General features: G+C 63.7%; 24 protein-coding genes. 16 read left to right on the forward strand and 8 right to left on the reverse strand.

All coding sequences use genetic code 11. The annotated features are described in order from the left end of the window. Positions 1-49: 49 nt before the first annotated feature. The 4 genes from glcE to RFER_RS02405 all read left to right on the forward strand — a co-directional run bounded on the left by glcE (position 50) and on the right by RFER_RS02405 (position 4,559). Positions 50-1,222 carry a glycolate oxidase subunit GlcE gene (glcE, locus tag RFER_RS02390; RefSeq protein ID WP_011462805.1) on the forward strand — a complete coding sequence of 391 codons (1,173 nt, stop codon included), beginning with the start codon at positions 50-52 and terminating at the stop codon, positions 1,220-1,222. Then, positions 1,200-2,468, forward strand: a complete 1,269-nt coding sequence (glcF, locus tag RFER_RS02395; protein WP_011462806.1) for a glycolate oxidase subunit GlcF — start codon at positions 1,200-1,202, stop codon at positions 2,466-2,468. The genes glcE and glcF overlap by 23 nt, the downstream gene beginning before the upstream one ends. 87 nt (positions 2,469-2,555) lie before the next feature. Continuing rightward, complete coding sequence (locus RFER_RS02400) at positions 2,556-3,614, forward strand: 3-deoxy-7-phosphoheptulonate synthase (protein WP_011462807.1); 1,059 nt, start codon at positions 2,556-2,558, stop codon at positions 3,612-3,614. A gap of 90 nt (positions 3,615-3,704) precedes the next feature. Further along, a complete protein-coding gene (locus RFER_RS02405) occupies positions 3,705-4,559 on the forward strand; it encodes a lytic transglycosylase domain-containing protein (protein ID WP_244095787.1) in 855 nt (284 codons plus the stop codon). Between the two features lie 6 nt (positions 4,560-4,565). On the opposite strand, the gene RFER_RS02410 is transcribed toward RFER_RS02405, so the two are convergent. From RFER_RS02410 to lplT, 4 genes are all read right to left on the reverse strand, one after another. Beyond that, on the reverse strand, positions 4,566-5,051 hold the full coding sequence (locus RFER_RS02410) for a glutathione peroxidase (RefSeq protein WP_011462809.1): 486 nt from the start codon (positions 5,049-5,051) through the stop codon (positions 4,566-4,568). 107 nt (positions 5,052-5,158) lie between these two features. Beyond that, positions 5,159-5,716 (reverse strand): YybH family protein, encoded by a 558-nt coding sequence (locus RFER_RS02415; RefSeq protein WP_011462810.1) that lies wholly within the window; start codon positions 5,714-5,716, stop codon positions 5,159-5,161. A gap of 76 nt (positions 5,717-5,792) precedes the next feature. Further along, complete coding sequence (locus tag RFER_RS02420) at positions 5,793-6,671, reverse strand: DMT family transporter (RefSeq protein WP_041790055.1); 879 nt, start codon at positions 6,669-6,671, stop codon at positions 5,793-5,795. Positions 6,672-6,702: 31 nt separating this feature from the next. After that, a complete protein-coding gene (lplT, locus tag RFER_RS02425; protein ID WP_011462812.1) occupies positions 6,703-7,986 on the reverse strand; it encodes a lysophospholipid transporter LplT in 1,284 nt (427 codons plus the stop codon). Between the two features lie 122 nt (positions 7,987-8,108). Here lplT and alr point away from each other — a divergent pair, with 122 nt between their 5' ends. The 4 genes from alr (at position 8,109) to RFER_RS02445 (ending at position 11,854) form a co-directional block, all read left to right on the forward strand. Continuing rightward, complete coding sequence (gene alr, locus RFER_RS02430) at positions 8,109-9,233, forward strand: alanine racemase (RefSeq protein WP_011462813.1); 1,125 nt, start codon at positions 8,109-8,111, stop codon at positions 9,231-9,233. Further along, a complete protein-coding gene (locus RFER_RS02435; RefSeq protein WP_011462814.1) occupies positions 9,233-10,441 on the forward strand; it encodes an HD-GYP domain-containing protein in 1,209 nt (402 codons plus the stop codon). The genes alr and RFER_RS02435 overlap by 1 nt, the downstream gene beginning before the upstream one ends. A 97-nt stretch (positions 10,442-10,538) precedes the next feature. After that, the gene (locus RFER_RS02440) at positions 10,539-11,501 is read left to right on the forward strand and encodes a DnaJ C-terminal domain-containing protein (protein ID WP_041791303.1); all 963 of its coding nucleotides are present in this window, start codon (positions 10,539-10,541) and stop codon (positions 11,499-11,501) included. Beyond that, the gene (locus tag RFER_RS02445) at positions 11,498-11,854 is read left to right on the forward strand and encodes a chaperone modulator CbpM (protein WP_011462816.1); all 357 of its coding nucleotides are present in this window, start codon (positions 11,498-11,500) and stop codon (positions 11,852-11,854) included. The genes RFER_RS02440 and RFER_RS02445 overlap by 4 nt, the downstream gene beginning before the upstream one ends. On the opposite strand, the gene RFER_RS02450 is transcribed toward RFER_RS02445, so the two are convergent. Both RFER_RS02450 and mgtA read right to left on the reverse strand, forming a co-directional pair. Further along, positions 11,846-14,419 carry a cation-translocating P-type ATPase gene (locus RFER_RS02450; protein ID WP_011462817.1) on the reverse strand — a complete coding sequence of 858 codons (2,574 nt, stop codon included), beginning with the start codon at positions 14,417-14,419 and terminating at the stop codon, positions 11,846-11,848. The genes RFER_RS02445 and RFER_RS02450 overlap by 9 nt on opposite strands. Then, positions 14,389-16,875: a magnesium-translocating P-type ATPase gene (gene mgtA, locus RFER_RS02455; RefSeq protein ID WP_011462818.1), complete on the reverse strand. Its 2,487-nt coding sequence runs from the start codon at positions 16,873-16,875 to the stop codon at positions 14,389-14,391. The genes RFER_RS02450 and mgtA overlap by 31 nt, the downstream gene beginning before the upstream one ends. Before the next feature lie 302 nt (positions 16,876-17,177). On the opposite strand from mgtA, the gene RFER_RS02460 reads away from it, so the two are divergent. Further along, the gene (locus RFER_RS02460; RefSeq protein WP_011462819.1) at positions 17,178-17,510 is read left to right on the forward strand and encodes a YegP family protein; all 333 of its coding nucleotides are present in this window, start codon (positions 17,178-17,180) and stop codon (positions 17,508-17,510) included. On the opposite strand, the gene RFER_RS23280 is transcribed toward RFER_RS02460, so the two are convergent. Then, positions 17,420-18,130: an aldolase/citrate lyase family protein gene (locus RFER_RS23280; RefSeq protein WP_011462820.1), complete on the reverse strand. Its 711-nt coding sequence runs from the start codon at positions 18,128-18,130 to the stop codon at positions 17,420-17,422. The genes RFER_RS02460 and RFER_RS23280 overlap by 91 nt on opposite strands. 191 nt (positions 18,131-18,321) lie before the next feature. On the opposite strand from RFER_RS23280, the gene RFER_RS23890 reads away from it, so the two are divergent. From RFER_RS23890 to radA, 6 genes are all read left to right on the forward strand, one after another. Further along, positions 18,322-18,486, forward strand: coding sequence for a hypothetical protein (locus tag RFER_RS23890; protein ID WP_166485638.1), 165 nt, complete (start codon positions 18,322-18,324; stop codon positions 18,484-18,486). A gap of 51 nt (positions 18,487-18,537) precedes the next feature. Further along, the gene (locus tag RFER_RS02465) at positions 18,538-19,494 is read left to right on the forward strand and encodes a cation diffusion facilitator family transporter (protein WP_011462821.1); all 957 of its coding nucleotides are present in this window, start codon (positions 18,538-18,540) and stop codon (positions 19,492-19,494) included. 130 nt (positions 19,495-19,624) lie between these two features. Then, a complete protein-coding gene (locus RFER_RS02470; protein WP_041790056.1) occupies positions 19,625-20,869 on the forward strand; it encodes a 2Fe-2S iron-sulfur cluster-binding protein in 1,245 nt (414 codons plus the stop codon). Between the two features lie 5 nt (positions 20,870-20,874). Beyond that, positions 20,875-21,453, forward strand: coding sequence for a hypothetical protein (locus RFER_RS02475; RefSeq protein ID WP_011462823.1), 579 nt, complete (start codon positions 20,875-20,877; stop codon positions 21,451-21,453). Continuing rightward, positions 21,450-22,187: a cytochrome c3 family protein gene (locus RFER_RS02480; RefSeq protein WP_011462824.1), complete on the forward strand. Its 738-nt coding sequence runs from the start codon at positions 21,450-21,452 to the stop codon at positions 22,185-22,187. The genes RFER_RS02475 and RFER_RS02480 overlap by 4 nt, the downstream gene beginning before the upstream one ends. 135 nt (positions 22,188-22,322) lie before the next feature. Next, the gene (radA, locus tag RFER_RS02485; RefSeq protein WP_011462825.1) at positions 22,323-23,687 is read left to right on the forward strand and encodes a DNA repair protein RadA; all 1,365 of its coding nucleotides are present in this window, start codon (positions 22,323-22,325) and stop codon (positions 23,685-23,687) included. Between the two features lie 46 nt (positions 23,688-23,733). Here the strand turns inward: radA and RFER_RS02490 are convergent, their stop codons facing one another. Then, positions 23,734-24,360: a glycine zipper 2TM domain-containing protein gene (locus RFER_RS02490; RefSeq protein ID WP_011462826.1), complete on the reverse strand. Its 627-nt coding sequence runs from the start codon at positions 24,358-24,360 to the stop codon at positions 23,734-23,736. A gap of 148 nt (positions 24,361-24,508) precedes the next feature. Between RFER_RS02490 and RFER_RS02495 the strand changes: the two genes are divergently transcribed. Further along, a complete protein-coding gene (locus RFER_RS02495) occupies positions 24,509-25,222 on the forward strand; it encodes a cytochrome b/b6 domain-containing protein (protein WP_011462827.1) in 714 nt (237 codons plus the stop codon). The last annotated feature ends 26 nt before the right edge of the window (positions 25,223-25,248 follow it).

Below are 25,248 nucleotides of genomic sequence, written 5' to 3' on the forward strand. Positions count from 1 at the left end.
CCTTACCATTGGCACTACCTCCCAACGCGCCATCTCCGGCCTGCACCCTATGGACCCACTGCATCAGATCACCGAGCGTATTCGCGCCGCCGCTGCCCACCGCACCCCGTTGCGTATTCGTGCCGGCGGCAGCAAAGACTTCTATGGCCAGTCGCTGCAAGGCGAGGTGCTCGACCTCACCGGCTTGAGCGGCATCATCAGCTACGAGCCCAGCGAGCTGGTAGTCACGGTGCGCGCGGGCACGCCTTTGAGCGAGCTGGAAGCCGTGCTGGCTGAAAAAGGCCAGTGCCTGGCCTTCGAGCCGCCCCACTTTGCGCTGCCAGGCGTCGGTCCAAGCGGTGCCACCGTCGGCGGCATGGTGGCCGCTGGCCTGAGCGGCCCGGCCCGTGCCAGCGTCGGTGGCGTGCGCGACTATGTGCTGGGCGTCAAGCTGCTCAACGGCCGCGCCGAGTTGCTCACGTTTGGCGGCCAGGTGATCAAAAACGTGGCGGGCTATGATGTCTCGCGCCTGATGGTGGGCGCCCTGGGCACGCTCGGCGTGCTGACCGAGATGTCGCTCAAAGTGCTGCCGCTGGCCCCCTTTGAGGCCACTTTGATGGCGGCTGGCATCGCGCAGCAAGCCGCCCTTGACTTGCTGCAGCGCTGGGGCGGCCAGCCGCTGCCCTTGAACGCCAGTTGCTGGGTGCGTGACGACAGCGTCAGCCCGGCGCGTGACACCTTGTTTGTGCGCTTGCGTGGCGCCAGTGCGGCGGTCGCAGCGGCCTGCCCGCGCCTGCTGGCCGACCTGCAAGCCGCAGGCGGTGATTGCGCGCGCCTGGACAACGCGCAAGCCGGCCCCGACTGGGCCGCCTGCCGCGACCAAACCCTGCCGTTCTTCCAGCCGCCCGCGCCCGACCTGGGCTTGTGGCGCCTGTCCTTGCCGCCCACTGCGCCCGCGCTGGCCTTGCCCTACGCGCCCCTGATCGAGTGGCACGGCGGCCTGCGCTGGCTCTGGGCGCCGCTGACGGCACAAGCGCAACTGCGTCAGGCGGCGACCGATGCGGGCGGGAATGCTATGCTTTTTAGAGCGCCTGACGCAGATAAAACGGGGGCTACAGCTCGTTTTCATCCATTAACGCCGGTGCTGGCTCAGATTCACCAGCGCCTCAAGGCCGAGTTTGACCCGGCCGGTATCTTCAACCGTGGCCGGATGTACCCCGATGCAAACTCAACTCGCCCCTGAATACCAGGCCACGGCCGACGGTCTGGCTGCCGAAGCCATCCTGCGCAAGTGCGTGCACTGCGGTTTTTGCACCGCCACCTGCCCGACCTACCAGTTGCTCGGTGACGAGCTGGACGGCCCGCGTGGGCGCATCTACCTGATGAAACAGGTGCTTGAAGGCGCCACGCCGACGCGCAAGACGCAACTTCATCTGGACCGTTGCCTGACCTGCCGTTCGTGCGAAAGCACCTGCCCCAGCGGCGTGCAGTACGGCCATCTGCTCGACATCGGGCGCAAGCTGGTCGATGCCAAAGTGCCCCGCCCGGCCGGTGAGCGTGCCCTGCGCTGGGTGCTCAAAGAGGGCCTGCCGTCACCGCTGTTCGCCCCCGCCATGGCACTGGGCCAGATGGTGCGGCCCTTGCTGCCTGCCGCCCTGCAGGCCAAGGTGCCGGCCAAGCAAAGCGCGGGTGCTTGGCCCACGCGCGGCCACGCGCGCCAGGTGCTGCTGCTGGCGGGCTGTGTGCAACCGGCCATGGCGCCCAACATCAACCACGCCACGGCGCGGGTGTTTGACGCGGCCGGTGTCCAGTGCGTGATCGCGCCGAAAGCCGGTTGCTGTGGTGCGGTGAAATTTCACCTGAACGACCAGGATGGCGGCATGATGGAAATGCGCGCCAACATCGATGCCTGGTGGCCCTATCTGCAAGGCCACAACGGCCACGCCGGGGTCGAAGCCATCCTCATGAACGCCTCGGGCTGTGGCGTCACGGTCAAGGAATACGGCCACATCCTGCGGGATGATCCGGTCTATGCGGAAAAGGCCGCCCGCATCAGCGCCCTGACGCAGGACGTGAGCGAATGGCTGCCCGAGCTGAGTGAAAAATTGCGCAGCCGGGTCTCGCCGCAGGTGTCAAAACAGGCCGGCGCCATGGTCTTTCACCCGCCGTGCAGCCTGCAACACGGCCAGCAATTGCGCGGCGGCGTCGAGCGTTACCTGGGCGAGTTGGGTTTCAACATCAAAGTGACCGGTTTCGAGGCGCACCTGTGCTGCGGCTCGGCCGGCACTTATTCCGTGCTGAATCCGGATTTGTCCCATCAACTGCTGGCGCGCAAGCTCGGCCACCTGAACACCACCTTTGGCGCGGCGCCCCCCGATGTCATCGTCTCGGCCAACATTGGCTGCATCACGCACCTGCAAAGCGGCACCGACACCCCGGTGCGCCACTGGATCGAAGTGCTGGACGAGGCGCTGCAAGAATCACCATAAGAACGCTATTAAATATATAGCTACTTACGCAGTTACAACGGGGGCTAGAGCCCGATTTCTTATAAATTTGATGGAACAGGCGCTGCCATGACTTTCCCCTCGGCCTTTGAAAACCTGAACGTGCTGTCCCAGCACACCTTGCTCTCGCCGGCCCAGTTGCACGACGATGTGCCCGCCAGCGTGCGCGCCACCCAGACGGTCACCACGGCACGCCAGGCGGTGGCCAGTATTCTGAGCGGACGCGACCCGCGTTTGCTGGTGGTGGTGGGGCCCTGCTCGATCCACGACATTGCCGCGGCAAAGGATTACGCGCAGCGCCTCAAAGCGCTGGCCGATGAGCTGGCCGACCAACTGTTCATCGTGATGCGCGTGTACTTTGAAAAACCGCGCACCACGGTCGGCTGGAAGGGCTTGATCAACGACCCGCACATGGACGACTCGTTTGACATCGAAGAAGGCCTGCACATCGCGCGGCGCCTGCTGGTGGAGCTCAATGACATGGGCCTGCCCTGCGGCACCGAGGCGCTGGACCCGATCACGCCGCAGTACCTGGGCGACCTGATCGCCTGGAGCGCAATCGGCGCGCGCACCACCGAGAGCCAGACGCACCGTGAAATGGCCAGCGGCCTGTCGAGCCCGGTCGGCTTCAAGAACGGCACCGACGGTGACCTGGACGTTGCCTTGAACGGTATGTTGTCGGCAGCGCAGCCGCATGCGTTTCTGGGTATCAATGGTGACGGTCAGGTGGCGCTGACGCAGACGCGCGGCAATGCGTTTGGCCATTTGATCCTGCGCGGCGGTGCCGTGCCCAACTACGACTCGGTGGCGGTGGCGCAAGCCGAGGCCGCGCTTAGGGCGGCCAAGTTGCCGGTCAACATCGTGGTCGATTGCAGCCATGCCAACTCGCGCAAAAACCATGCGCTGCAAACGCTGGTGCTCAAAGACGTGGTCGGGCAAATCCTGGACGGCAACCGTTCGATCAAGGGCGTGATGCTCGAATCCAACCTGTTCGAAGGTAACCAAAAGCTGGCGCGCCCGCAAGACTTGCGCTACGGCGTCTCCATCACCGACGCCTGCCTGGGCTGGGACAGCACCGCCGCCAGCCTGCGCGAGGCCGCGGAACGCCTGCGCACGATGCCGCGTTGAGTTTTCGCAAGCGGCGCAGCACAAGAAGTGCTGACACTGCGCCGTATGCACGCCTTGGTCCGATGCCGCCGTCCGCTGTTGATCGCCCTTTTGGGTCTCGCCCTTGCCTTGCCGGTGCTGGCCCAAAACAGCACCCCGGATGCCCGCGCTATCGACTTGCGCCAGCAGGCCATCGCCTACGAGAACGGTGAAGGTGTGCCGCGCAACCCAGCGCTGGCGATTTCCCTGTACTGCCAGGCCGCTGCTCTGGGCGACGCCCAAGCCCACTACAGCCTGGGCTGGATCTACGCCAACGGGCGCGGCGTGCCACGCGACGACGCTATGGCGGCCTACTTTTTCCAGGCCGCTGCCGCGCAGGGGCTGGAAGCCGCCCAACGGATGCTGAAAATCGTGGGGGAACCGACCCCCGACGTGCCCGAGTGCCTGCGTCCGCCGGCGCCGCCGCCAGCGTCGGCGACCGACCTGGTGCCGGAGCCGGGTGTGGACTACCAAGCGATTGCGCCGCGCAAGATTTTTGAGCTGGTGATGAAAATGGCGCCCCAGTACCAGGTGCAGCCGCAACTGGCGCTGGCCATCATCGCCGCCGAATCGAATTTCGACAGCCAGGCGCTGTCGCCCATGAACGCCCAGGGCCTGATGCAGCTGATCCCCGAGACCAGCCAGCGCTTTCAGGTGCGCAACCCGTTTGACGCGGCGCAGAACATCCGCGGTGGCCTGGCCTACCTGCGCTGGTTGCTGGCCTATTTTGAGGGCGACATTGTCTTGGTGGCCGCCGCCTACAACGCGGGCGAGGGCAAGGTGGAGCGTTACCGTGGCGTGCCGCCGTACCAGGAAACCCGCGCCTACGTGCAGCGCATCGTGCGCGCGGTGGGCACGCTGGCGCACCCGTTTGACGCCCGCGTGACCCCGCCCTCGCCCGCGCTGGCCCTGATCCGGCTTAACTGAGTTGGCTCAGGCCGCCAGCGCCGTTTCAATATCTTTCGCCAGGCTCGCGGGTGTGGCGGTGGGTGCATAGCGCTTGAGGACTTGGCCGTCCTTGCCGACCAGGAACTTGGTGAAATTCCATTTGATCGCCTTGCTGCCGAGCAGGCCGGGCGCCTCCTGGGTCAACCACTGGTACAGCGGGTGTGCCTGCGCGCCGTTGACGTCGATCTTGGCCATCATGGGAAAGCTCACGCCGTAGTTCAGCTGGCAGAACTCGGCGATTTCGTTGTTGCTGCCGGCGTCTTGCGCGCCAAACTGATTGCACGGGAAGCCCAGCACCACCAGCCCCTTGTTGCCATAGGTTTCGTGCAATTCTTCCAGACCGGCAAATTGCGGCGTAAAGCCACAGGCACTGGCCGTGTTGACGATCAGCATGACCCGGCCCTTGAATTGGCTCAGGGAAACCGGCTGGCCGTTGATTTGCAAAGCTTCAAAATCGTACACAGGGCTCATGGCTGTTCCAGATGCTTGAATGGGGCTGCCAGTGTCGCACTTCTGATTAAGTTGCGTGATGGAAGCCTTGGGCGTCCCTGGCCGATTCGTCCAGGCCACGACGGGCGTTACTGCGGCCTGGACGCAACCCCTTCAATGATGTCGGTATTTTGCGAATCAATGATGAACCACTTGCCGTCTTGTTGACGCAGTACGTTCAGCAGGACGCCCTGGCGCTCTGGCAGGGGTATTCCTTGCGGCGTCACGTGGCCCACAAGACGCCAGCGGCATCGCGCAATCGCAATTTGTGGCGTTGGAAATCGTGTCGACAATTCGACCAGCGTCAAGCGGCTGTTTTTGAAGAGGGTTTGGTGTGTGAATTCGTGGGCCGCCTTAATCTCTGCCCGTCCCTTCCACCACAAGCCAACAACATTGACGAACTCTGCATCAGGCGCGAACAACTCGGCAAAGGCGTTCATGTCGTGTCTGTTCCAGCATTCGGCAAAGGCCTCGACGATGCGTGTGACTGCTGCGCTATCGGCTGACATCCTTGAACCTCCTGCAGTAGAAGACCCGACGTTGAAGAATAAGCGTCCCAACACAACGAATTCGGCAAACCAGATGGTCGACTCTGGCGGCCTCGGCCAAATCCAGGCCTTCAGCCCCCTTGAAGCTGCTACCGGCATGGGGTTCGCGTGCGATGACTATAAGTTAATCCAGGAGAAAATCAAATCTCAACCCCCTGAAACCTTGCGGGACAGACTAAGAAGGTTGGCGAAACGACAGCACTGACAGCAGCGATGCCAACAGAATCAAAGCGCCGCCGATCAGGGTGCGCGCCGACAGCGTCCCGGCCCCCAGCAGCACCGAAGAGCCGCTGGCAAAAATCACTTCTGACAGCATGATGAGCGAGGTCGCGCTGGCGCTCAGATGGGCAGCCCCGTACTGCAGCGCCAGGTTGCCGGCCAGGAACGCCAGGCTGATCAGCAGCGCCCAGGCAACCCAGGCCAGCTTGGGCGCCGGCAGCGGCGTCACCACGTCCAGCCCCACACCCAGCACGGCCGCAGCGCCGGCCAGCAGCGCGCCGCCCACAAACATGGCCAGCATGCGCGACTCGCCCGGCGTGTGGTTGAGACGGCGCAGCAGGATATTGGTCAGGGCAAAACAAAAGCCGGCCATCAGGGCCAGCCAGTCGGCCAGACTCTCGGGCACCGGCCAGGGCGACGCCGGGGTCTTGAGCACAATCACCACGCCCGCCAGCGCCAATGCCAGGCGCACCAATGAGCCGGTGCTTGGTTTTTCGCCCAGCAGGGGCCAGGCCAGCAGCACGACCCAAGCCGGCATCAGGTAGAACAGCAAGACGACGCGCACCACGTCGCCCACCGTCACCGCCCAATTGAAGCCGACATTGGTCAGCCCGGCCGCCAGCAGCAGCCACCACAACTCGGGGTGGCGCAAGAAGCCGCGCCAGGCGCGCGGCTGAACCAGCGCCAGACACAGCAGGCCAAAGGTATAAATCAGGGCGGTGGTCCACAGCGGGTGCAAGCCCAGGCTTTGCAAGCTGCGAAACGGCCACCACGAAACCCCCCAGACGAAGGCGTTGAGCGTCAGTGCCGCCGCGGCCAGCGCCGTTTTGCTCAAGGGCGGACGGCGACAAATCGCTTCAATGGCCTCAAACCTCGAATTTGTCGTTGCGTGCAATGCTCAGCAGGTGCTCGATTTCGACCTGATGCACCACGCAATTGCGCGCGTGCCAGCGCCGGATCAGCCACATGAAGCCGGCGATCACCAGACCAAAACCGGTAATGGCGGTGAAGGTCGGCAGTCCCAGGCCGGTGGACAGGCTGTAGGCCGCGCCGAGTCCCAGAATGCAGGCCTGCTCGTTGAAGTTTTGCACGGCAATGGAGCGTCCCGACCCCATCAAATTGTGGCCGCGATGCTGCAGCAGCGCGTTCATCGGCACCACCAGGAAGCCGCCCAGCGCCCCCAGCAAAATCAGAAACGGCGCCGCCACCCAGACGTTGGTGATAAAGATCAGCAGGATGATCAGGATGCCCATGACGATACCCAGCGTGATGACACGGGGGCCGTCTTCCAGGCGCATGCGCATCGACGCCACGACCGCGCCAGCCGCCATGCCAATCGCCACCACGCCTTGCAGGGCCGAGGCTTGCGTCACCGAGTAACCCAGTGCCGCCGCCGCCCAGGCCAGCACAATAAAGCGCAAATTGCCCGCCACACCCCAAATCAGCGTGGTGGCGGCGAGCGAAATCTGGCCCAGTTTGTCGCGCCACAAACGGACGTTACAGGCCCAAAAATCAGGCAACAGAGAGGTGACGCGTCGCGACATCGGCCGCATTTCCACCCCGGTCAGGGGAATATGGGTGTTGAACCAGGCCGCCAGCAAATAGACAAAAATCAGCACGCAAATGGCGGCCTCGGGCGCGTTGTTCACGCCGGTGTCTACCAAGGGGAAATCAAATGCCAGGAGCCAGGGCGCTATCACCGGCCCCACCAGTTGTCCGCCCAGCAGCACGCCCAAAATGATGGAGGCAATGGTCAGGCCTTCAATCCAGCCGTTGGCCTTGACCAGCTGCGAGGCCGGCAACAATTCCGTCAGGATGCCGTATTTGGCCGGCGAATAGGCCGCCGCACCCAGCCCCACAATGGCGTAAGCCAGCAAGGGATGCGAGCCAAACAGCATGAACAGGCAACCCAGCACCTTGATGAAGTTGCTGAGCAACATCACCTTGCCCTTGGGCATGGAGTCGGCAAAAGCCCCGACAAACGGCGCCAGTACTACGTAAAACAGCGCGAACATCGGCACCAAAGCGGCTTGCTGCCACTCGGGAGCGTGGCTGCTTCGGAGCAATTGCACGGCGGTCACAAACAAGGCGTTGTCGGCCAGCGAGCTGAAAAACTGCGCCGACATGATGGTAAAAAAGCCGCGTTTCATTGTCTACAGGCGCGCATCAGTGGCTGATGCAATTGTTGTGGTGTGTCTCCGAACGATGCGGGTTTATAGCACGCCAGCGAAGTGTCAAAATCCGGACTCCAAGCTTTAACCTCAGAGTGCCCATGCCCCGCCCGATCCAAGCCACCATTCACACCGCTGCCCTGCGCCACAATCTGGCGCGCGCCCGTCTGGCCGCGCCAGATGCAAAAGTCTGGGCCATCGTCAAGGCCAATGCCTACGGCCATGGCATTGAGCGCGTGTTTGAAGGCCTGCGCGCGGCCGACGGCTTTGCCCTGCTGGACCTGGACGAAGCGCAGCGCGTGCGGGCGCTGGGCTGGCGTGGACCGATCCTTTTGTTGGAGGGTGTGTTCGAGTTGCGCGACCTGGAGCTGTGCTCGCGCCTGGACCTGTGGCACACCGTGCACTGCGACGAGCAGATCGACATGCTGGCCAGCCACAAGACCAAGGTGGCGCAACGGGTGTTCCTGAAAATGAATTCCGGCATGAACCGGCTCGGCTTTACGCCGCAACGCTACCGCGCCGCCTGGACGCGTCTGAATGCCCTGCCGCAGGTTGATGAAATTTCCCTGATCACGCATTTCAGCGACGCCGATGGCGCGCGCGGCATCACCGAGCAGATGGCGGTGTTTGCCGAAGTCACGCGCGACCTGCCGGGCGAGCGCACCTTGAGCAACAGCGCGGCCACCCTGCTTCACACGCCCGCCAGGCAGCCGGGCGACGGCTTCGTCGCCTCCGACTGGGTGCGCCCCGGCATAGCCATTTATGGCAGCGCGCCGGACTTTCCCCAGCACAGCGCCACTGACTGGGGGCTGCAGCCCAGCATGACACTTACTGCAAAAATAATAGCTACTCAAACAGTGGATACGGGGGCTAGCGTCGGATATGGCTCAACATTTGTGGCCGACAAGCCGATCCAGGTCGGTGTCGTCGCCTGCGGCTATGCCGACGGCTACCCGCGCCTGTGCCCCACGGGCACGCCGGTGCTGGTGAACGGGATTCGCACGCGCACCGTGGGCCGCGTGAGCATGGACATGCTCGCCGTCGACCTGAGTGCCGTGACGGCAGCCGGTGGCCAGGTTGGGATCGGCAGCGAGGTCACCCTGTGGGGGCGTGCCGCCAATGGCCTGGTGCTGGGGATCGACGAGGTGGCGCAGCCGGCCGGGACGGTGGGCTACGAACTGATGTGCGCACTGGCGCCGCGAGTCCCCGTGCTGGTCGCAGACTGATGGACTACGTGATGCTTCCCGTGGCCCGGCTCAAGCTCGGCAACACGCTCCCGATTGATGTGTGGGCCCCGGACGGGCGCCTGCTGCTGCGCCGGGGGCAGGCGATCCTGTCAGAGCAGCAGCGCGAGATGCTGCATGCCCACCAGGCCTGCATGACCGCCAGCGATGCCCGCGCCTGGCAAAAAAGCTATGAGCGGCTGATCAACACCCTGCTCCAGCGGGGCGCCGATCTCGACGCCATCATGCGGGCGGAACTGCCCAGTGAGCTCGTGGAGACCGACTACCTGTCGGGCGCCCAGGTTCTGGGGGGCTGGCTCGATCTGCAGGAGATTCTGCGCGGGCTGCTGTACCAGGGCGAGGCCGCCATCAACCCCTTGCCCCGGCTGGCGGGCACTGAGAGCCGGGCGCTGGAGCTGCTTCGCGCCGATCCGGATGAATGCCTGTTCATCCTGTTTCAGGCGCTGGCCGACATCAGCTTGGGCTACTGCGCGACCCATGCCCTGCTGTCGGCGGTGGTTTGTGCGTTGACCGCGGAAAAACTGGACATGGCGGCGGCTGCCGGCGGCAGCCTGTTTCGTGCCGCCCTGGTCATGAACATCGGCATGGCGCGGGAGCAGGACAAGCTGGCCATGCAGAGTTCGCTGCCAACCGAGGCGCAGCGCGTGCTGGTGCGGGAACACCCCTGCAAAAGTGTCGAGCTGCTGCGGCTCATGGGGGTGAGCGACGAAGACCAACTGGACATCGTGCGCTGGCACCATGAGGTTAATGAGTCACACGGGCTGGCGCACAACGTGATGGCTCGGCGCCTGCTGCGCCTGGCGGATGGTTTTGTCGCCAAGATGGCGGCGCGCAAGACGCGACTCGCCATGTCGCCCTTGGGCGCGGCGAAGTCGGTATTTTTGGGCGCGACGCCAGACACCGCCAGCATCGGTTCGGCCATGGCGACGGCGCTCGGGTTCTATCCGCCGGGCACTTATGTTCAGCTGTTCAACGGAGAAAAAGCGGTCGTCGTGGCGCGCGGCCTGCGCGCCAACCAGCCCCAGGTTGTGAGTATTGTCAATGCGGGCGGCATGCCCGTGAGCAAATATCTCTACCGCGAGACCAGCAACCCGCGGTTTGCCATTCGCACGCCCATCAATGCGGAGCGGATCAAGGTCAAGGTCAGCCTGGAGAAGGTGCAAAAAGCGCGCAAGGAACACACTGACTGACGTTGATGGACGCGGCCCCTGAGCGGGATGACAATCAATCCCGGCGTCAGCGCCGGGCTTGTGCTGGTGAGCCGTATTTATGGCCGGGAGGATGCAAGTGGAATTCAAGGACTATTACCAGATCATGGGTCTGCAGCGCAGCGCGACGCAGGACGAGATCAAGCGCGCGCACCGCACCCTGGCCCGCAAATACCATCCCGACGTCAGCAAGGAGCCCAACGCGGAGGCCCGTTTCAAGGAAATTGGCGAGGCCTATGAGGTTCTGAAAGACCCTGAAAAGCGCGCCGCCTATGACCAACTGGGTGCCAACTGGAAAGGTGGGCAGGAGTTTCGACCGCCGCCGGACTGGAACGCCGGGTTCGAAACCGGCGGTGCGGGATTTGGCGCAGGCGAGGCCGGCGACTACAGCGACTTTTTCGAGTCACTGTTCAGTCGCGGCTTTGGTGCGCAGCGCGGTGGTCGGCGCGGGGGTGCCGCCTTTCATGCGCCGGGACAGGACCGGCACGCCAAAATCCAGATTGACCTGGAGGACGCCTACCAAGGCGCCAAGCGCCGGGTCACGCTGCAGGTGCCCACGCTGGACGCCCAGGGCCATGTGGCCACGCGCGAACACACCATCGAATTCAGCATTCCCAAAGGGGTGCGCGCCGGGCAGCAGATTCGCCTGGCCGGCCAAGGTGACCCCGGCATGGGGCAGGGCGCGCCGGGTGACCTGTACCTTGAAATCGAGTTTCGTGCGCATGCGCACTACCGTATCGACAAGCATGATGTTTACCTGGATTTGCCGGTAGCGCCCTGGGAAGCGGCGCTGGGTGCACAGATTGAAGTGCCAACCCCGAGCGGCTTCGTTGAACTGAAGATCCCGGCCGGTTCGGTCGAAGGCCGCAAGCTGCGCCTGAAGGGCCGTGGCATTCCGGCGCGCACGCCCGGGGACTTCTACTTTGTGCTGAAAATTGCCTTGCCCCCGGCCGACAGCGAAGCGGCCCAGGCGTTTTACCGCAGCATGGCCACACAGTTCAAATCCTTCAAGCCACGCGCCAGACTGGGAGCCGCCGCATGAGTACCACGCCAAAGCGCGTCGCCACCCGCGCCGCGACCGCAGAACCGGCCACCGAGTTGACCCTGCTGGACATCAGCCGCACTTGCGCCGTGCAGACTGATTTCATCCTCGAGTTGATTGAGGAGGGGGTTTTGGCCCCGCTGGCGGGCAGTGCCCCCGGGAGCTGGCGCTTTACCACCGTACAGACCCGCCAGGTCACGGTGGCGGCGCGTCTGCAACGCGACCTGGGCGTGAACCCGGCCGGTGCCGCGCTGGCGCTGCAGTTGCTCGATGAACTGGAGACGCTGCGGGCGCAGCTTGCGGCCAGCGCATCGGACGATGACTCCGGTCCATCCAGCACGCGATCAGATTGACGCAGCTTTTGCCGTCTGGCGCTGACCGAGTTTGACCGCCTCAAACCAGAACATGCTGGCCAAACCCAAGCCCAGCGCAGCCCCCAAATAGAGCAGGGGCAGCGGCTCAAACACAAACAGACGCGCCAGCCACGGCAGATACAGCGCCAGCGCCATCAGGGCGAGCGCCGCGCTCGCCACGATCCACAGCGTGCGGTTGGGCACCCACAAACTGGCCCACAGCGAGCCGGCACGGCTGCGATTGGAGAAAATCAGGGCTAGGTTGGTGCAGACCAGCGTGGCAAAAGCGAAGGCCCGCGCCCCGCCTTCAGGCAACTGGTCCGCGCCCCACATGGCGGCACCCATCGCCACTGCCAATGCGCCCAGGCCTTGCAAGAGCGCCAGCAGCAGCGTCAGCCCGCCAAACAGGGGCGTGTTGACGTTGCGCGGAGGGCGCCGCATCACATCCGACTCGGACGGCTCGTTCTCGAACACCATGGAGCACGCCGGGTCGATCACCAACTCCAGAAACGCAATGTGCAGCGGGAACAGCATGGTGGGCCAGCCCAGCAGCACCGGCAGCAGCGCCATGCCGGCAATCGGCACATGCACCGCCAGGATGTAGGACATGGATTTGCGCAGGTTGTCAAAAATGCGCCGCCCCAGCCGCACCGCGCGCACGATCGAGGCAAAGTTGTCGTCCAGCAGCACCAGCGAAGCGGCCTCGCGCGCCACGTCGGTGCCGCGCCCACCCATGGCGACGCCGACGTGGGCCGCTTTCAGCGCCGGGGCGTCGTTGACGCCGTCGCCGGTCATGGCGACGACCTCGCCATTGGCTTTGAGCGCCTGCACGATGCGCAGCTTTTGCTCGGGTGCAATGCGGGCACAGATGCTGACGCTTTGCATGCGTGCCTGCAGTTCGGCGTCGCTCATGGCGGCCATGGCGTCGCCGGTCAGCAGCGGGTCGGCAGCGGCGGTGTCCAGGGTTGACTGCAACTGCGCCTGGCGTGCAATGGCGCTGGCGGTGGCGGGATAGTCGCCGGTGATCATCACCACGCGAATACCGGCGCTGCGGCACTCGGCCACCGCGTCTGGAATCTCGCCGCGCAGCGGGTCGGCCAGCCCCAGCAAGCCGATGAACTCAAACTCAAAATCATGCTCGATGGCAGGCCAGTGCTCGCCCTCAAAACGCGCCTGGGCGACGCCCAGCACGCGCAGTCCCTTGGCCGCCATGGCATCCACCGCTGCCGCAATGCGGGCTTGTGCGGCGCCGTCCAGGTGGCACAGGTCGACGATGGCTTCCGGCGCACCCTTGGCCGCCACCACATGCTGTTGATCTTGCCGTGCTTTCCAGACGTGGGACATGGCGCGCAGTTCGGGCGTCAAACCATATTGCTGCATCAAGGTCCAGTCGTGGTGCAGGTGCTCCGTGTCTTGCAGGAAATGCTGGCCGAGACGGTGAAAGGCTTTTTCCATTGGGTCAAACGGGGCGGCCACGCTGGCCAGAATGGAGAACTCCACCAGCGTATGAAAGGACTCGGGCAATTCCGACGTGACGGCGTAGTCAATCAGCAGCTTGTGCCCTTGCACATACAGCTCAGCCACGGTCATGCGGTTTTCGGTCAGCGTGCCGGTCTTGTCCACGCACAACACCGAGGTCGCCCCCAGCGTTTCGATGGCGGCGATGCGCCGGGTCAGCACGTCTTGCTTTGACAAACGCCAAGCGCCCAAGGCCGGAATCACCGTGAGCACCACGGTGAACTCCTGCGGCAGCAAGGCCATCGCCAGCGCAATGCCGGCCAGCAGCGCCGCCAGCCAGTCGCCGCGCAGCAGGCCAAATGTTGCGACCAGAAACAGGCTGGCGGCCAAGGCAATCAGCGCCAACACCTTGACCAGACTGGCGGTTTGTTTTTTGAGCGGCGAGGGCTCGCTGCTCAGGCTCACCAGCGCCGTGCCAATGCGCCCGATTTCGCTGCGCGCGCCGGTGGCGGTGACGCGTGCGCTGCCGTGGCCCTTGACCAGCAGCGTGCCGGAAAACAAATACGCCTGGCCGTCGCCCCCGGGCCGCGGTGCTGCCGCTTGCACCGCCATGACATCGGCCACCTTGCTCACCGGCACGGGCTCGCCAGTCAGCAGCGATTCGTCGACCTGCACTTCGGTGCCGCTCAGCAGTACCGCATCGGCGGGAATGCGGTCGCCCTCGGCCAGAATCAGGATGTCGCCCAGCACCACGTCAGACCCGGCAATGCGCAGCGGTTGGCCGTCGCGCAGCACCAGCGCGCGCGGGCTGGAGAGGTCGCGCAGCGATTCAAGCGCGCGCTCGGTCTTGCCCTCCTGGTACAGGGTAAGCGCCAGCACCACCAGCACCAGGCCCAACAAAATCAGGCCTTCCTGCAAGTCACCCAGTAGCAGATACAACAAGCTCGCTGCCAGCAGCAGCAGGAACATCGGCTCGCGCAGGGTTTCGCGGGCGATGCCCAGCAGCGTGCGGCGCTGGTCGCCGGGCAGCGCATTGGGGCCGTCCTCCGCCAGGCGCTGGGCGGCCTGCGCTGTGGTCAGGCCCGCGTCGCTCGCCGGTAAAACCATTGCTTGCCCCCTTCAACCATCAATAAATACGCGACCACCAACGCCCCCAGCAAGCCAAAGTAAGACAGCGGCAGGGGCGTAAACCCCAAATAGGGCGCCAATGGCGTGAACGGCAACAGCATCGCCGTGACCACGACCCCCAAAGACGTCAGCACCAGCCACCGATTCGGGTGGCTGCGCAAGGGGTTGCGCCGGGTACGGATGACAAAAATAACCAGCACCTGGGTGGCGATGGACTCCACAAACCAGCCGGTGCGAAACAGGGACTCGTGCGCATTGAACAGACTGAGCAGCAGGTAGAAGGTCAAGAAATCAAACAGTGAGCTGATGGGACCGATGGTCAGCATGAAATTGCGGATGAAGGTCATGTCCCAGCGTTTGGGTTGGGCCAGGTTCTCCTCGTCCACGTTGTCCATGGGCAGCGTAATTTCGGACACGTCATACATCAGGTTGTTGAGCAAGATCTGCATCGGCAACATCGGCAGGAACGGCAGAAACAAGGTGGCGGCGGCCATGCTGAACATGTTGCCAAAGTTGGAGCTGGTGGCCATCATGATGTACTTCATCACATTGCCAAAGGTGCGCCGGCCTTCCAGAATACCCTGGTGCAGCACCATCAGGTCGCGCTCCAGCAGAATCATGGCCGCCGCCTGCTTGGCCACGTCCACCGCGCCCTCGACCGAGATGCCGACGTCGGCCGTGTGCAGGGAAGGCGCGTCGTTGATGCCGTCACCCAGATAACCCACCACATGGCCGCGGCCTTTGAGTGCCAGGAGGATGCGGTTTTTTTGCGCCGGGTTGACGCGGCAAAACAGGTTGGCACCCTCCACCCGGGCCCGCAGCGCGTCGTCGTTCAGGGCTGCCAGTTCGGTGCCGGTCAGTACGCCCTCGATGGCCACACCCAGCTGGGTGCAGACATGGCGCGTCACCCGCTCGTTGTCACCGGTCACGATCTTCACGGCCACACCGCTGGCCGCCAGCGCTTTCAGCGCCTCGCCGGCGCTGGCTTTGGGCGGGTCCAGAAAGGCGGCAAAACCCGCGAACACCAGCTCACTTTCGTCCGACACCATGGCGTGCGGGTGGTCGCCGGGCACATCGCGCGAGGCGATGCCAAGTACCCGGAAACCCTCCTCACTCAGACTGTCAAACAGTTGGGTGATGCGCACACGCGCCGCCGCGTCGAGCGCCACCGTGGCGTCTGCACTGTCCTGGTAGTGCGTGCACAAGCGAACAATATCTTCGGGTGCGCCTTTGACCACCAGCCGGCGCGCACCGGCGCGCTGCACCAGCACCGAGACGCGGCGGCGCTCGAAGTCAAACGGCACCTCGTCGATCTTGGTCCAGGCGGATACATCGATCTCTCCATGCGCCAGGATGGCATCGTCCAGCGGGCTTTTCAGGCCGCTCTCAAAATAGCTGTTGAGGTAGGCCAGCTCCAGAACGTGCGGATCGTCCTGGCCCCCTGCGTCCACGTGGCGCTCCAGTCGAATTTTGGCTTCGGTCAGGGTGCCGGTCTTGTCGGTGCACAACACGTCCATGGCGCCCATGTCCTGAATCGCCGATGGTCGCTTCACGATCACTTTCAAGGCCGCCATGCGCAGGGCGCCGCGCGTGAGCGTCACCGACACCACCATGGGCAACAATTCAGGCGTGAGGCCGACGGCCAGCGCCACCGCGAACAAAAAAGATTCGAGCAGCGGTCGGTGCAAGGCCACATTGACCAGCAAGGTGAACAGCACCAGCAGAAACGTCAGGCGCATGATCAGCATGCCGAAATGCCGGGTGCCGATCTCGAAGGCGGTGGGTGGCGCCTTATCAGCCAGGCTGACTGCAATTTGGCCCAGCGCGCTGGTGCTGCCGGTGCGTCCGATCAGCACGCTCGCCGAGCCGCTGACCACGGAGCTGCCCATGAAGACCGCGTCCGCCGCGTCCAGCGCCCAGGCCTGGGACGAGGCTTGTTCAGCGTCGGCTTGGTCCGGCAACGAGGCCCGCTTTTCCACCGGATAAGGCTCGCCCGTGAGTTGTGCCTGGTTGACGAAGAAGTCATCCGCTTCCAGCAGCCGCGCATCGGCTGGCACCAGATTGCCGGCCGACAGCAGCACCACGTCACCAGGCACCAGCTCGGTCACCGGCAGTTCGCGTCGCTGGCCGTCCCGCAGCACGGTGGCGGTGATGGCCACCTGCAGCGCCAGTTGTTCGGCCGCACGCCCGGCCCGGTAGGACTGCACAAAGTCCAGCGTCACACTCATCAGCACGATCACCCCGATGATGAGGGCGCCCGTCACGTCACCCGTCAAGGCGGAGAGGCCGCTGGCCGCCAGCAGCACCAGGACCAAGGGGTTTTTGAAGTGCGCCAGAAACTGCAGCAGCAGCGCCCGTTGTCTGGCGGGCTGAAGCCGATTGGGGCCGTATTGCCTGAGCCGGGCGGCGGCGACAAGACTGGTCAGGCCGTTCATGGTCTATCCTCAACGCGCGGCTGCCACTGCGATGAATCCTGCAGTGGATCAAGAGAGGCCGCGAGGAAGAGAACAGGGGTCATGTTGAGAACGGATGGGGCCGGTCATTGTGGTGGCGCCAGCTTGCGCAGCTATTGACGGTACTCAAGCCGATGGCAGCATTCTGCGCTGCCGCGCGGATGAGGCCGGGTCCTTGAGATTTCGCAAGCCGGAACCTGTGGCCTTTGCCTACGCTTGGGCGGGGATTGGAAAAACCGAGGGAAAACCCGCAGGACGCGGTTCCTCACTACAGGAGAATTCACATGGCTGGCTGGTATGAATTGAGCAAGAGTAGCGATGGACAATTCCGCTTCGTCCTCAAGGACGGCACGGGTGACACGCTGCTGACGAGTGAACTCTACAAAGCAAGGAGTTCGGCCGAGCAGGGCGTGGCATCGGTTCAGGCCAACAGTCTGCTGGACGAGCGCTATGAGCGCAAGACCGCGTCCAATGGAAAAGCATTCTTCAACCTGAAGGCGGCCAATCATCAGGTCATCGGCACCAGTCAGATGTATGCCACCGAGGCCGCGCGTGAAGCCGACATCGCCCGTGTCAAGGCGGAAGGTGCGTCCAAGACGGTCAAAGAGAAAACCTGAGCTTTCTGCCGGTCAGCGCTGGCGCCTTGACTACACACCTTGCTGAACGTTAATGAGCCATATCTGGCTCTAGCCCGCGTCGAATATGCCCAGGTAGCTGCTATCTTGATAGCAATATTCAATAACCACTGTTCGCAGCGGCGGCTGCCGCCGACAGCTTGAACTTCTCCAGCAGCGCTGTCGCTGCCGCCGACAGCAGCATGGTCTCGACGCCCACCGCCACGAACAAGGCCCCGGCAGTCAACCATTGGCGGGCCTGGTCTTCGTTGCCGGCCAGGATGCCGGGCGGCCTGGGCCGCCGTGTCCACCATGGGCACCAGAATGGTCTGCACACCCAGGTCGAGGTACTGTTTGATCAGCGCAGTCTCGCCCACGGATACGCGAACCACGGGGTGCGAACCAGGGCCCGCCAGCGCACTGGTGGCGCTGGCAATGGCTTGCAGTTGCCCGAGAACCGAGCGCAGATCGTTGGGCGCGTGCTCGCCGTCGATCACCAGCCAGTCATAGCCGGTGCCGGCCAGAATTTCAGCGCAATAGGGGTCAGCCAGACCCAGCCACAGGCCGATCTGGGCTTGCTGGTTTTGCAGGGCTTGCTTGAAGATGTTGACAGGTGTTTTCATGTTTGTTGCCTTTTCATCGGGTCTGCGCGCCTTGGTTGCGCTCGTCGCTCCAATGGTGATAGCCAGCGTCAAGCCGGTCAATCGCTTTGTTGTGGCACAGGCCCTCAGGCTGCCCAATGTTGCCCTAAGGCGCCCTTAAGACTAGAGCGCGAAGATGGCGATATTGATTCACTTCGCCCCAGAGGCTCTCCATGGATTCATCCCTTCGCTTATTCATCCATCAATTCGGCGGCGTCGTGCTGGCGGCACTGGTACCCGTGATCCTGATCGCTTTCATGTCGATTCCGTTCACTCTGGGTGGCCACCCCGGTGACGTTCGATCTGCTGCAGCGCCGGTCGCACGGCACATGACTTGAGGCCTTCGTTACCATTGACGCGTTAGCATCAAAATTCAACAAAAACTTCCCATGAAATTCACCGAACTTGCCGATGACCCCGAGGACACAGACCACAGCCCGGCCGAGCGCATCGCCGCTGCTTCGCGCAGCACCTGGGTCAGCGTGGTTGTCAACCTTGTCCTGACCATCACCCAGATCGCGATCGGTGTCGTGGCCAAGTCGCAAGGCCTGATTGCCGACGGCATTCATTCGCTGTCGGACCTGGTGGCGGACTTTGTCGTGCTGTTCGCCAGCCACCACAGTAAAAAAGACGCTGACGCTGACCACCCCTACGGCCACCAGCGTTTTGAGACCGCAGCCTCACTGGTGCTGGGCACGCTGTTGCTGGCCGTCGGCCTGGGCATGTTGTGGTCGGCCGCGCGCAAGCTGGAAGCGCCCGAGACCGTGCAGACCGTCCACATCATGGCCCTGTGGGTGGCCGGCGGCGCGCTGATCGCCAAGGAGCTGTTGTTCCGCTACATGCTGTCGGTGGCCAAGCGCGTCAAGTCGAGCATGCTGGTGGCCAACGCCTGGCATGCGCGCTCGGATGCGGCGTCCTCGCTGGTGGTGGGCATCGGCATCGTCGGCAATCTGGCAGGCTACCCGATCCTGGATCCGATCGCCGCGCTCATCGTCGGCTTCATGGTCACCAAGATGGGCTGGGGCTTCAGCTGGGACGCGCTGCACGACCTGATGGACCGCGCGGTGGACGAGCAGGAGGTGCAGGCCATCCGCCTGACGCTGATCGAAACTCCGGGCGTGAGCGGCGTGCACGACGTGCGCACGCGCAAGATGGGCGACATGATCGTGGTGGACGCGCACATCGAAGTCGATGCCGCGATCAGCGTCGAGGCCGGCCATGACATTGCCGTCGAGGCCAGGCAGCGTGTGCTGCAGCGCCATCGGGTGCTGAACCTGATGACGCATGTGGACCCTTGGCGCCGGCCTGATCTGGACCACCCGACGCCTGCAGCAGCGCCACGCTGACGGGCGGGGCGTCTGTGCGGGTTTGACAAAGATCAAGCTCGCGTGGAAGGACCTTCCTAGAATGAACGCGACAGCGTCAGACTGCGGCTGCGACCAGCCGCGATGTTCAATTCATCAGTAAGAGTTATCCGTGACCGCCCCATTGCTTCTTGCCTACATCTGTGCGGCACTGCTGTTTCAGCTTGCGCTCGGGATCGGCGTCATGGTGTGGCGGCGACGCGGTGTTGCGGCCAAGACGCCGGTCGCTGAGAGCGTCGAAACCCGGCCTGTTTCATCGGGGGCCTGGCCCGGCTGGCGCGAGTTCCGCGTGCTGCGCCGCGAATTCGAGGACGACACCCACACGCAGTGCTCTTTTTATCTCGTGCCGGTCGACGGCGCCGCGCTGCCGCCGTTCAGGCCGGGCCAGTTCCTCACCTTCACGCTGCAGGTTGCCGACGCAGGCGAGCCAGGCGGGCAACGCACGATCACGCGCTGCTACTCGTTGTCCGATCGGCCGGAGCCGACGTGCTATCGCATCACCATCAAGCGCATCCCGACCCCGGACGATCGGCCGCTGGTTCCGCCCGGCGCGTCCTCGAGTCACTTTCATGACCGGATCCGCGCGGGTGATGTGCTCCAGGTCAAGGCGCCGTCGGGTCACTTCTTCATCGATCCAGACCCGCAGGTGCCGGCCGTGCTCATCGCGGGCGGCATCGGCGTCACGCCGATGATGAGCATGCTGCGCTGGTGTCTGGCCGAGCAGCCCGGGCGCACGCTTCACCTCTACTACGGGGTGCGCCAAGGCGGCGAACATGCGTTCAAGCTGCAGCTCGAACAGTTGGCCAACTCGCATCCCAACTTTCACCTGAGCGTGGTCTACAGCCGCCCCGGCCCGAACGACGCGCCGGAGCGCGACTACCAGCAGGCCGGGCACGTGGACATCGATCTGCTGCGGCGGACCTTGCCACACGGCCGGCATCAGTTCTATGTCTGCGGCCCGGCGGCCATGATGGAGAGCCTGGTGCCGGCGCTGGCCCGCTGGGGCGTGCCGCAACCAGACATCCACTTCGAAGCGTTCGGCCCGGCATCGGTGCGTTTGCCGGGTGCCACACCCCAGGCGCAAGCTGCGGGTCTGGCCGCCCCACTTGCCATACATTTCCGCCGCTCTGGCCGCACGCTGACGTGGGACGGCAAGGACGACACCCTGCTTGACTTTGCCGAGCGCCACGACGTGGCCGTGGCTTCAGGTTGCCGCTCGGGCGGCTGCGGAACGTGCGAAACGAAACTGATTTCCGGCCGCGTGCGCTACGCCAACCCGCCCGAGCATGACGTCGCACCAAGGCATTGCCTGCTCTGCGTCGGCAGGCCGGAATCGGCCTTGGAAATCGAGGCCTGACGAGCATGAAAGCCAGACTGATCCGGCGCGAAGTCCTGCCTTTTCTGCTGTCTTTGGGCACGCTGGCGCTGGCCACCGTGCTGATCGACGCCTTGTTGCACTTGGCCAACATCGCCTGGATCGGCCGCTATCTGGGGATCCCAGGAACGCTGCTGATTCTGGGTTCGTTCGGCTATTCGCTGCGCAAACGCCGGCTGATCCAAGCGGGGCGCCCGCTGCAGCTGCTGCGCTGGCATGAGCGCATGGCCTGGCTCGGCTCCTTGCTGGTGCTGGTGCACGCAGGCATTCATTTCAATTCGATTCTGGCCTGGCTGGCGGTCGTGGCCATGCTGATCAACGTCGCCAGCGGGCTGACCGGCAAATTTCTGCTCGACCGTTCGCGCCGGCGACTGGAAGAAGCACGGCAGAGGATGCGCCAGCACGGCCTGGCTGCCGATGAACTCGACGAGCACCTGTACTGGGACAGCCTGACGTTTGACGCGGTCAAGCAGTGGCGCTCGGTTCACTTTCCGATCACGCTGGCGTTTGCCGTGCTCGCCCTGGCACACATCATGGCCGTCTTTTTATTCTGGGGCTGGAGATGAAGCGCGGCTGGCTCATGGCCCTGATAGCGGCCAACCTGCTGGTGCTGGTCGTCCTGATCTTTATCTACCCGCACCTGATGGTGAGCCCGGGTCCGGTGGTGGCGGCCCACGCCGAAATTGCCACCGACTGCTTCGCCTGCCATGCGCCCTGGCGCGGCGCGTCAGCGGCGCGTTGCGTCAGCTGCCATGTCCTGCCCGACATCGGATTGCGCACCAGCAAGGGCGTGGCCATTGTTCAACACACGCGCAAGACCTCGTTCCACCAGGCGCTGATCGAGCAGGACTGCATGGCCTGCCACAGCGATCACGCCGCCCCCAAACTCACCCAGCGCAGTCGCAAGCCGTTCTCGCATTTATTGCTCAAAACAGCGGTGCGTGAGCAATGCCAGGGTTGCCACCAGGCGCCGACCGACAAGCTGCACGGTCAGATCACAGGCAACTGCAATCAATGCCACAGCCAGCAAGCCTGGAAGCCCGCCACGTTTGAACATGACAAATTGTTTTTGCTCGACAGGGACCACGCCGCCTCGTGCGAGACCTGTCACAGCAACAACGACTACCGCCGCTACACCTGCTACGGTTGCCATGAGCACAGCCTGGACAAAATACGCTCGGAGCACAGGGAAGAAGGCATCCAGAACTTCGAGAATTGCGTTGAATGTCATCGCAGCGCCAAGGGGGAGCCAGAGAACAAAGGGTCGGGCAAGCGCAAAGACAAGGAAGACGACGACTGAGCCTGAATGTTTTAGAGATAAAACTGACGATAGCCCCCGTCATTGCTATGTAATATGCTATTAATAATATAGCAAATACAAGCGGCCAAGTCGATCCTTCCGACATCTGTTTTTCCATACAGTAACATCGCCCGCATGGCCAAAGAAAAAACCGTTTACGTTTGCTCCGATTGTGGCGGCACCAGCCCCAAATGGCAGGGCAAATGCCCCAGTTGCAACGCCTGGAATACGCTGATTGAATCGGTGCCAGAGAGCTTGTCCCCCACCAAAAACCGTTTCGCCTCCCTGGCCAAGACGGCAGAAATCGCCATTCTGGGCGACATTGACGCGGTGGACATGGCGCGCACCCCCACCGGCCACGAGGAGCTTGACCGTGTGCTGGGCGGCGGCATGGTCGAAGGCGGCGTGGTACTGATCGGCGGCGACCCCGGCATTGGCAAGTCCACCCTGCTGCTGCAGGCGCTCGACTCGCTGCAATGCAGCGGCCAGAACACCTTGTACGTGACGGGCGAAGAAAGCGGCGCGCAAGTCGCGCTGCGCTCGCGCCGCCTCGGGCTGGGCCACTCGCAGGTGCGGGTGCTGGCCGAGATCCAGCTGGAAAAAATCCTGTCCGTTTTGGCGGCCACCCAGCCTGACATCGCCGTCATCGACTCGATCCAGACGGTCTACTCGGATCAGCTCACGTCGGCCCCCGGTTCGGTGGCGCAAGTGCGCGAATGCGCAGCGCACCTGACGCGTGCGGCCAAGGCCAGCGGTGTCTGCATCGTGCTGGTCGGTCATGTCACCAAGGAAGGCGCCCTGGCGGGCCCGCGTGTGCTGGAGCACATGGTGGACACGGTGCTCTACTTTGAAGGCGACACGCATTCAAGTTTCAGGCTGGTGCGCGCCATCAAGAACCGCTTTGGCGCGGTGAACGAAATTGGCGTCTTTGCCATGACCGAAAAGGGTCTCAAAGGGGTGAGCAACCCGAGCGCCATTTTCCTGAGCCAGCACGCCGAGCCGGTGCCCGGCAGTTGCGTGATGGTGACGCTGGAGGGCACACGGCCGATGCTGGTGGAAATTCAAGCGCTGGTCGACAGCGGTGGGCCCTCGCCCCGGCGTTTGAGCGTGGGCCTGGACAAAGACCGCCTCGCCATGCTGCTGGCCGTGCTGCACCGCCACGCGGGCGTGGCTTGCATGGACCAGGACGTGTTTGTGAACGCGGTCGGCGGTGTGCGCATCAGCGAGCCCGCTGCCGATCTGGCGGTGCTGCTGGCGATCACGTCGAGCCTGCGCGGCAAGCCGCTGCCGAAGGGATTCTTTGCCTTTGGCGAGGTTGGCCTGGCCGGTGAAGTGCGGCCCGCGCCGCGCGGTCAGGAACGGCTGAAGGAAGCCGCCAAGCTGGGCTTTAGCGTGGCGCTGGTGCCCAAGGCCAACGCGCCGAAAAAACCGATTGAAGGCTTGACCATCCATGCGGTGGAGCGCGTCGAGCAGGCGATGGAGGTGGTGCGGGGGCTGTAATCTTGCCCGGTTACCGGGGTGTCATTGCGGGCTTCTATCCGCCAATTCACTGGCGCACGATGCTGTTGCCGGAGTTCCTGACCGCATCGCCAGTTTTGAAGCCGGGGTCCTGTTCGAAGCTGAAGCTGTGTTTGCGGCCGTCCTGGTACTGCACGTGAACCGTCCACACCTTGTGCGTCTTGACCTTTTCTTCAATCTTTTTGCCCGCATACGCACCGCCCGCTGCACCGGCGACCGTGGCCAGGTCTTTGCCCAAACCGCCTCCCACCTGATGGCCCAATATGGCGCCAGTGACGCCGCCAGCAATCAGGCCAACGGCACTGCCTTCGCCTTTTTTGTCGCTCACGTTGACGGCGATCACCCGGGCGCAATCAGGGCAGGCCGCCGTGGCATTCTGGTGTGACGTGGCAGCTGGCGTCTGGGCTGCCAGTTGCGCCCTGGCCGCCGCGATGGCTTTGTCGTACTCGCTCTTGGCGTCGCGGCGGCATTGCAGGCGCGCCGTGGACGAGGCTTCGTCATTGCAGAGTTTTTTATCGGCGGCGTAGCGCTCCTGCGCCTGCCGGCTGTCGGCCGTGTACTGGGCCTTTGGCAACATGGGTGTTTGGGCCAGCGCGGTCGCAGCCAGGCTCGAAAAAATAAGACCGCAAGTCATTGTCCACACAGTTTTCTTCATGATGGGCTCCTGGAGTATGAGAGAAAAGTTATCACCCCGATGGGGATGCAACATGCAAGCATAGCGCTTGCGTGTGTCCACGCAAGCGCCAGCGCCTTAAGACTTGCTTAATCTGCGGCTTCTACCATCGCCGCTTCTTGGAGATGGGATGCAAATTTTTGACACGGCGAAAGAAAAAAGCCAAATCCTGGTGTGGGATGCGCCGGTGCGGGTGTTCCACTGGCTGCTGGCGCTGAGCTTTGCCGGGGCTTATGTGAGCGCAGAAAGTGATCGCTGGCTGGCGCTGCATGTCACGCTGGGCTACACCATGGCCGGGCTGGTGGCGTTTCGGATTTTGTGGGGCCTGCTGGGCACACGCTACGCCCGTTTTGGCAGCTTTGTGCGTGGCCCGCTAACGCTCGTGCGCTACGGGCGTGCCATGCTGGCGGGCCGGCCAGAGCATCATGTCGGGCACAACCCGGCGGGTGCGGTGGCGATTGTGCTGTTGCTGTCGCTGAGCATGGCTATCGTGGCGACCGGCTGGTTGTTCTACAACGTGCCGGGGGCCAGGTGGCTCAAAGAGGTGCACGAAGGGGCGGCGGGCTTCATGCTGGCAGTGGTTGCCTTGCACATAGGCGGCGCCGTGCTGACCAGCCTCATGCACCGTGAAAACCTGGTGCGCGCCATGATCAACGGCAAGAAAGAAGGCGCTCCCAACCAGGGTATTCGCCGGGCCTGGCGGCCTTTGGCGCTGCTGATGGTGGCCGCGGTTCTGGGCTTTTGGTACTTGCAATGGCAGAGTCCAGCCACGCCGGGCTTGAGCGGCAAGGGCTTGGCGTCACAAGACGCAAAATACCGTTCGCACACGCATGATGATGATTGATACGGTGTGCTGCGCCGGCTGGCGCT

Source organism: Rhodoferax ferrireducens T118 (assembly GCF_000013605.1).
Lineage (GTDB): Bacteria > Pseudomonadota > Gammaproteobacteria > Burkholderiales > Burkholderiaceae_C > Rhodoferax > Rhodoferax ferrireducens.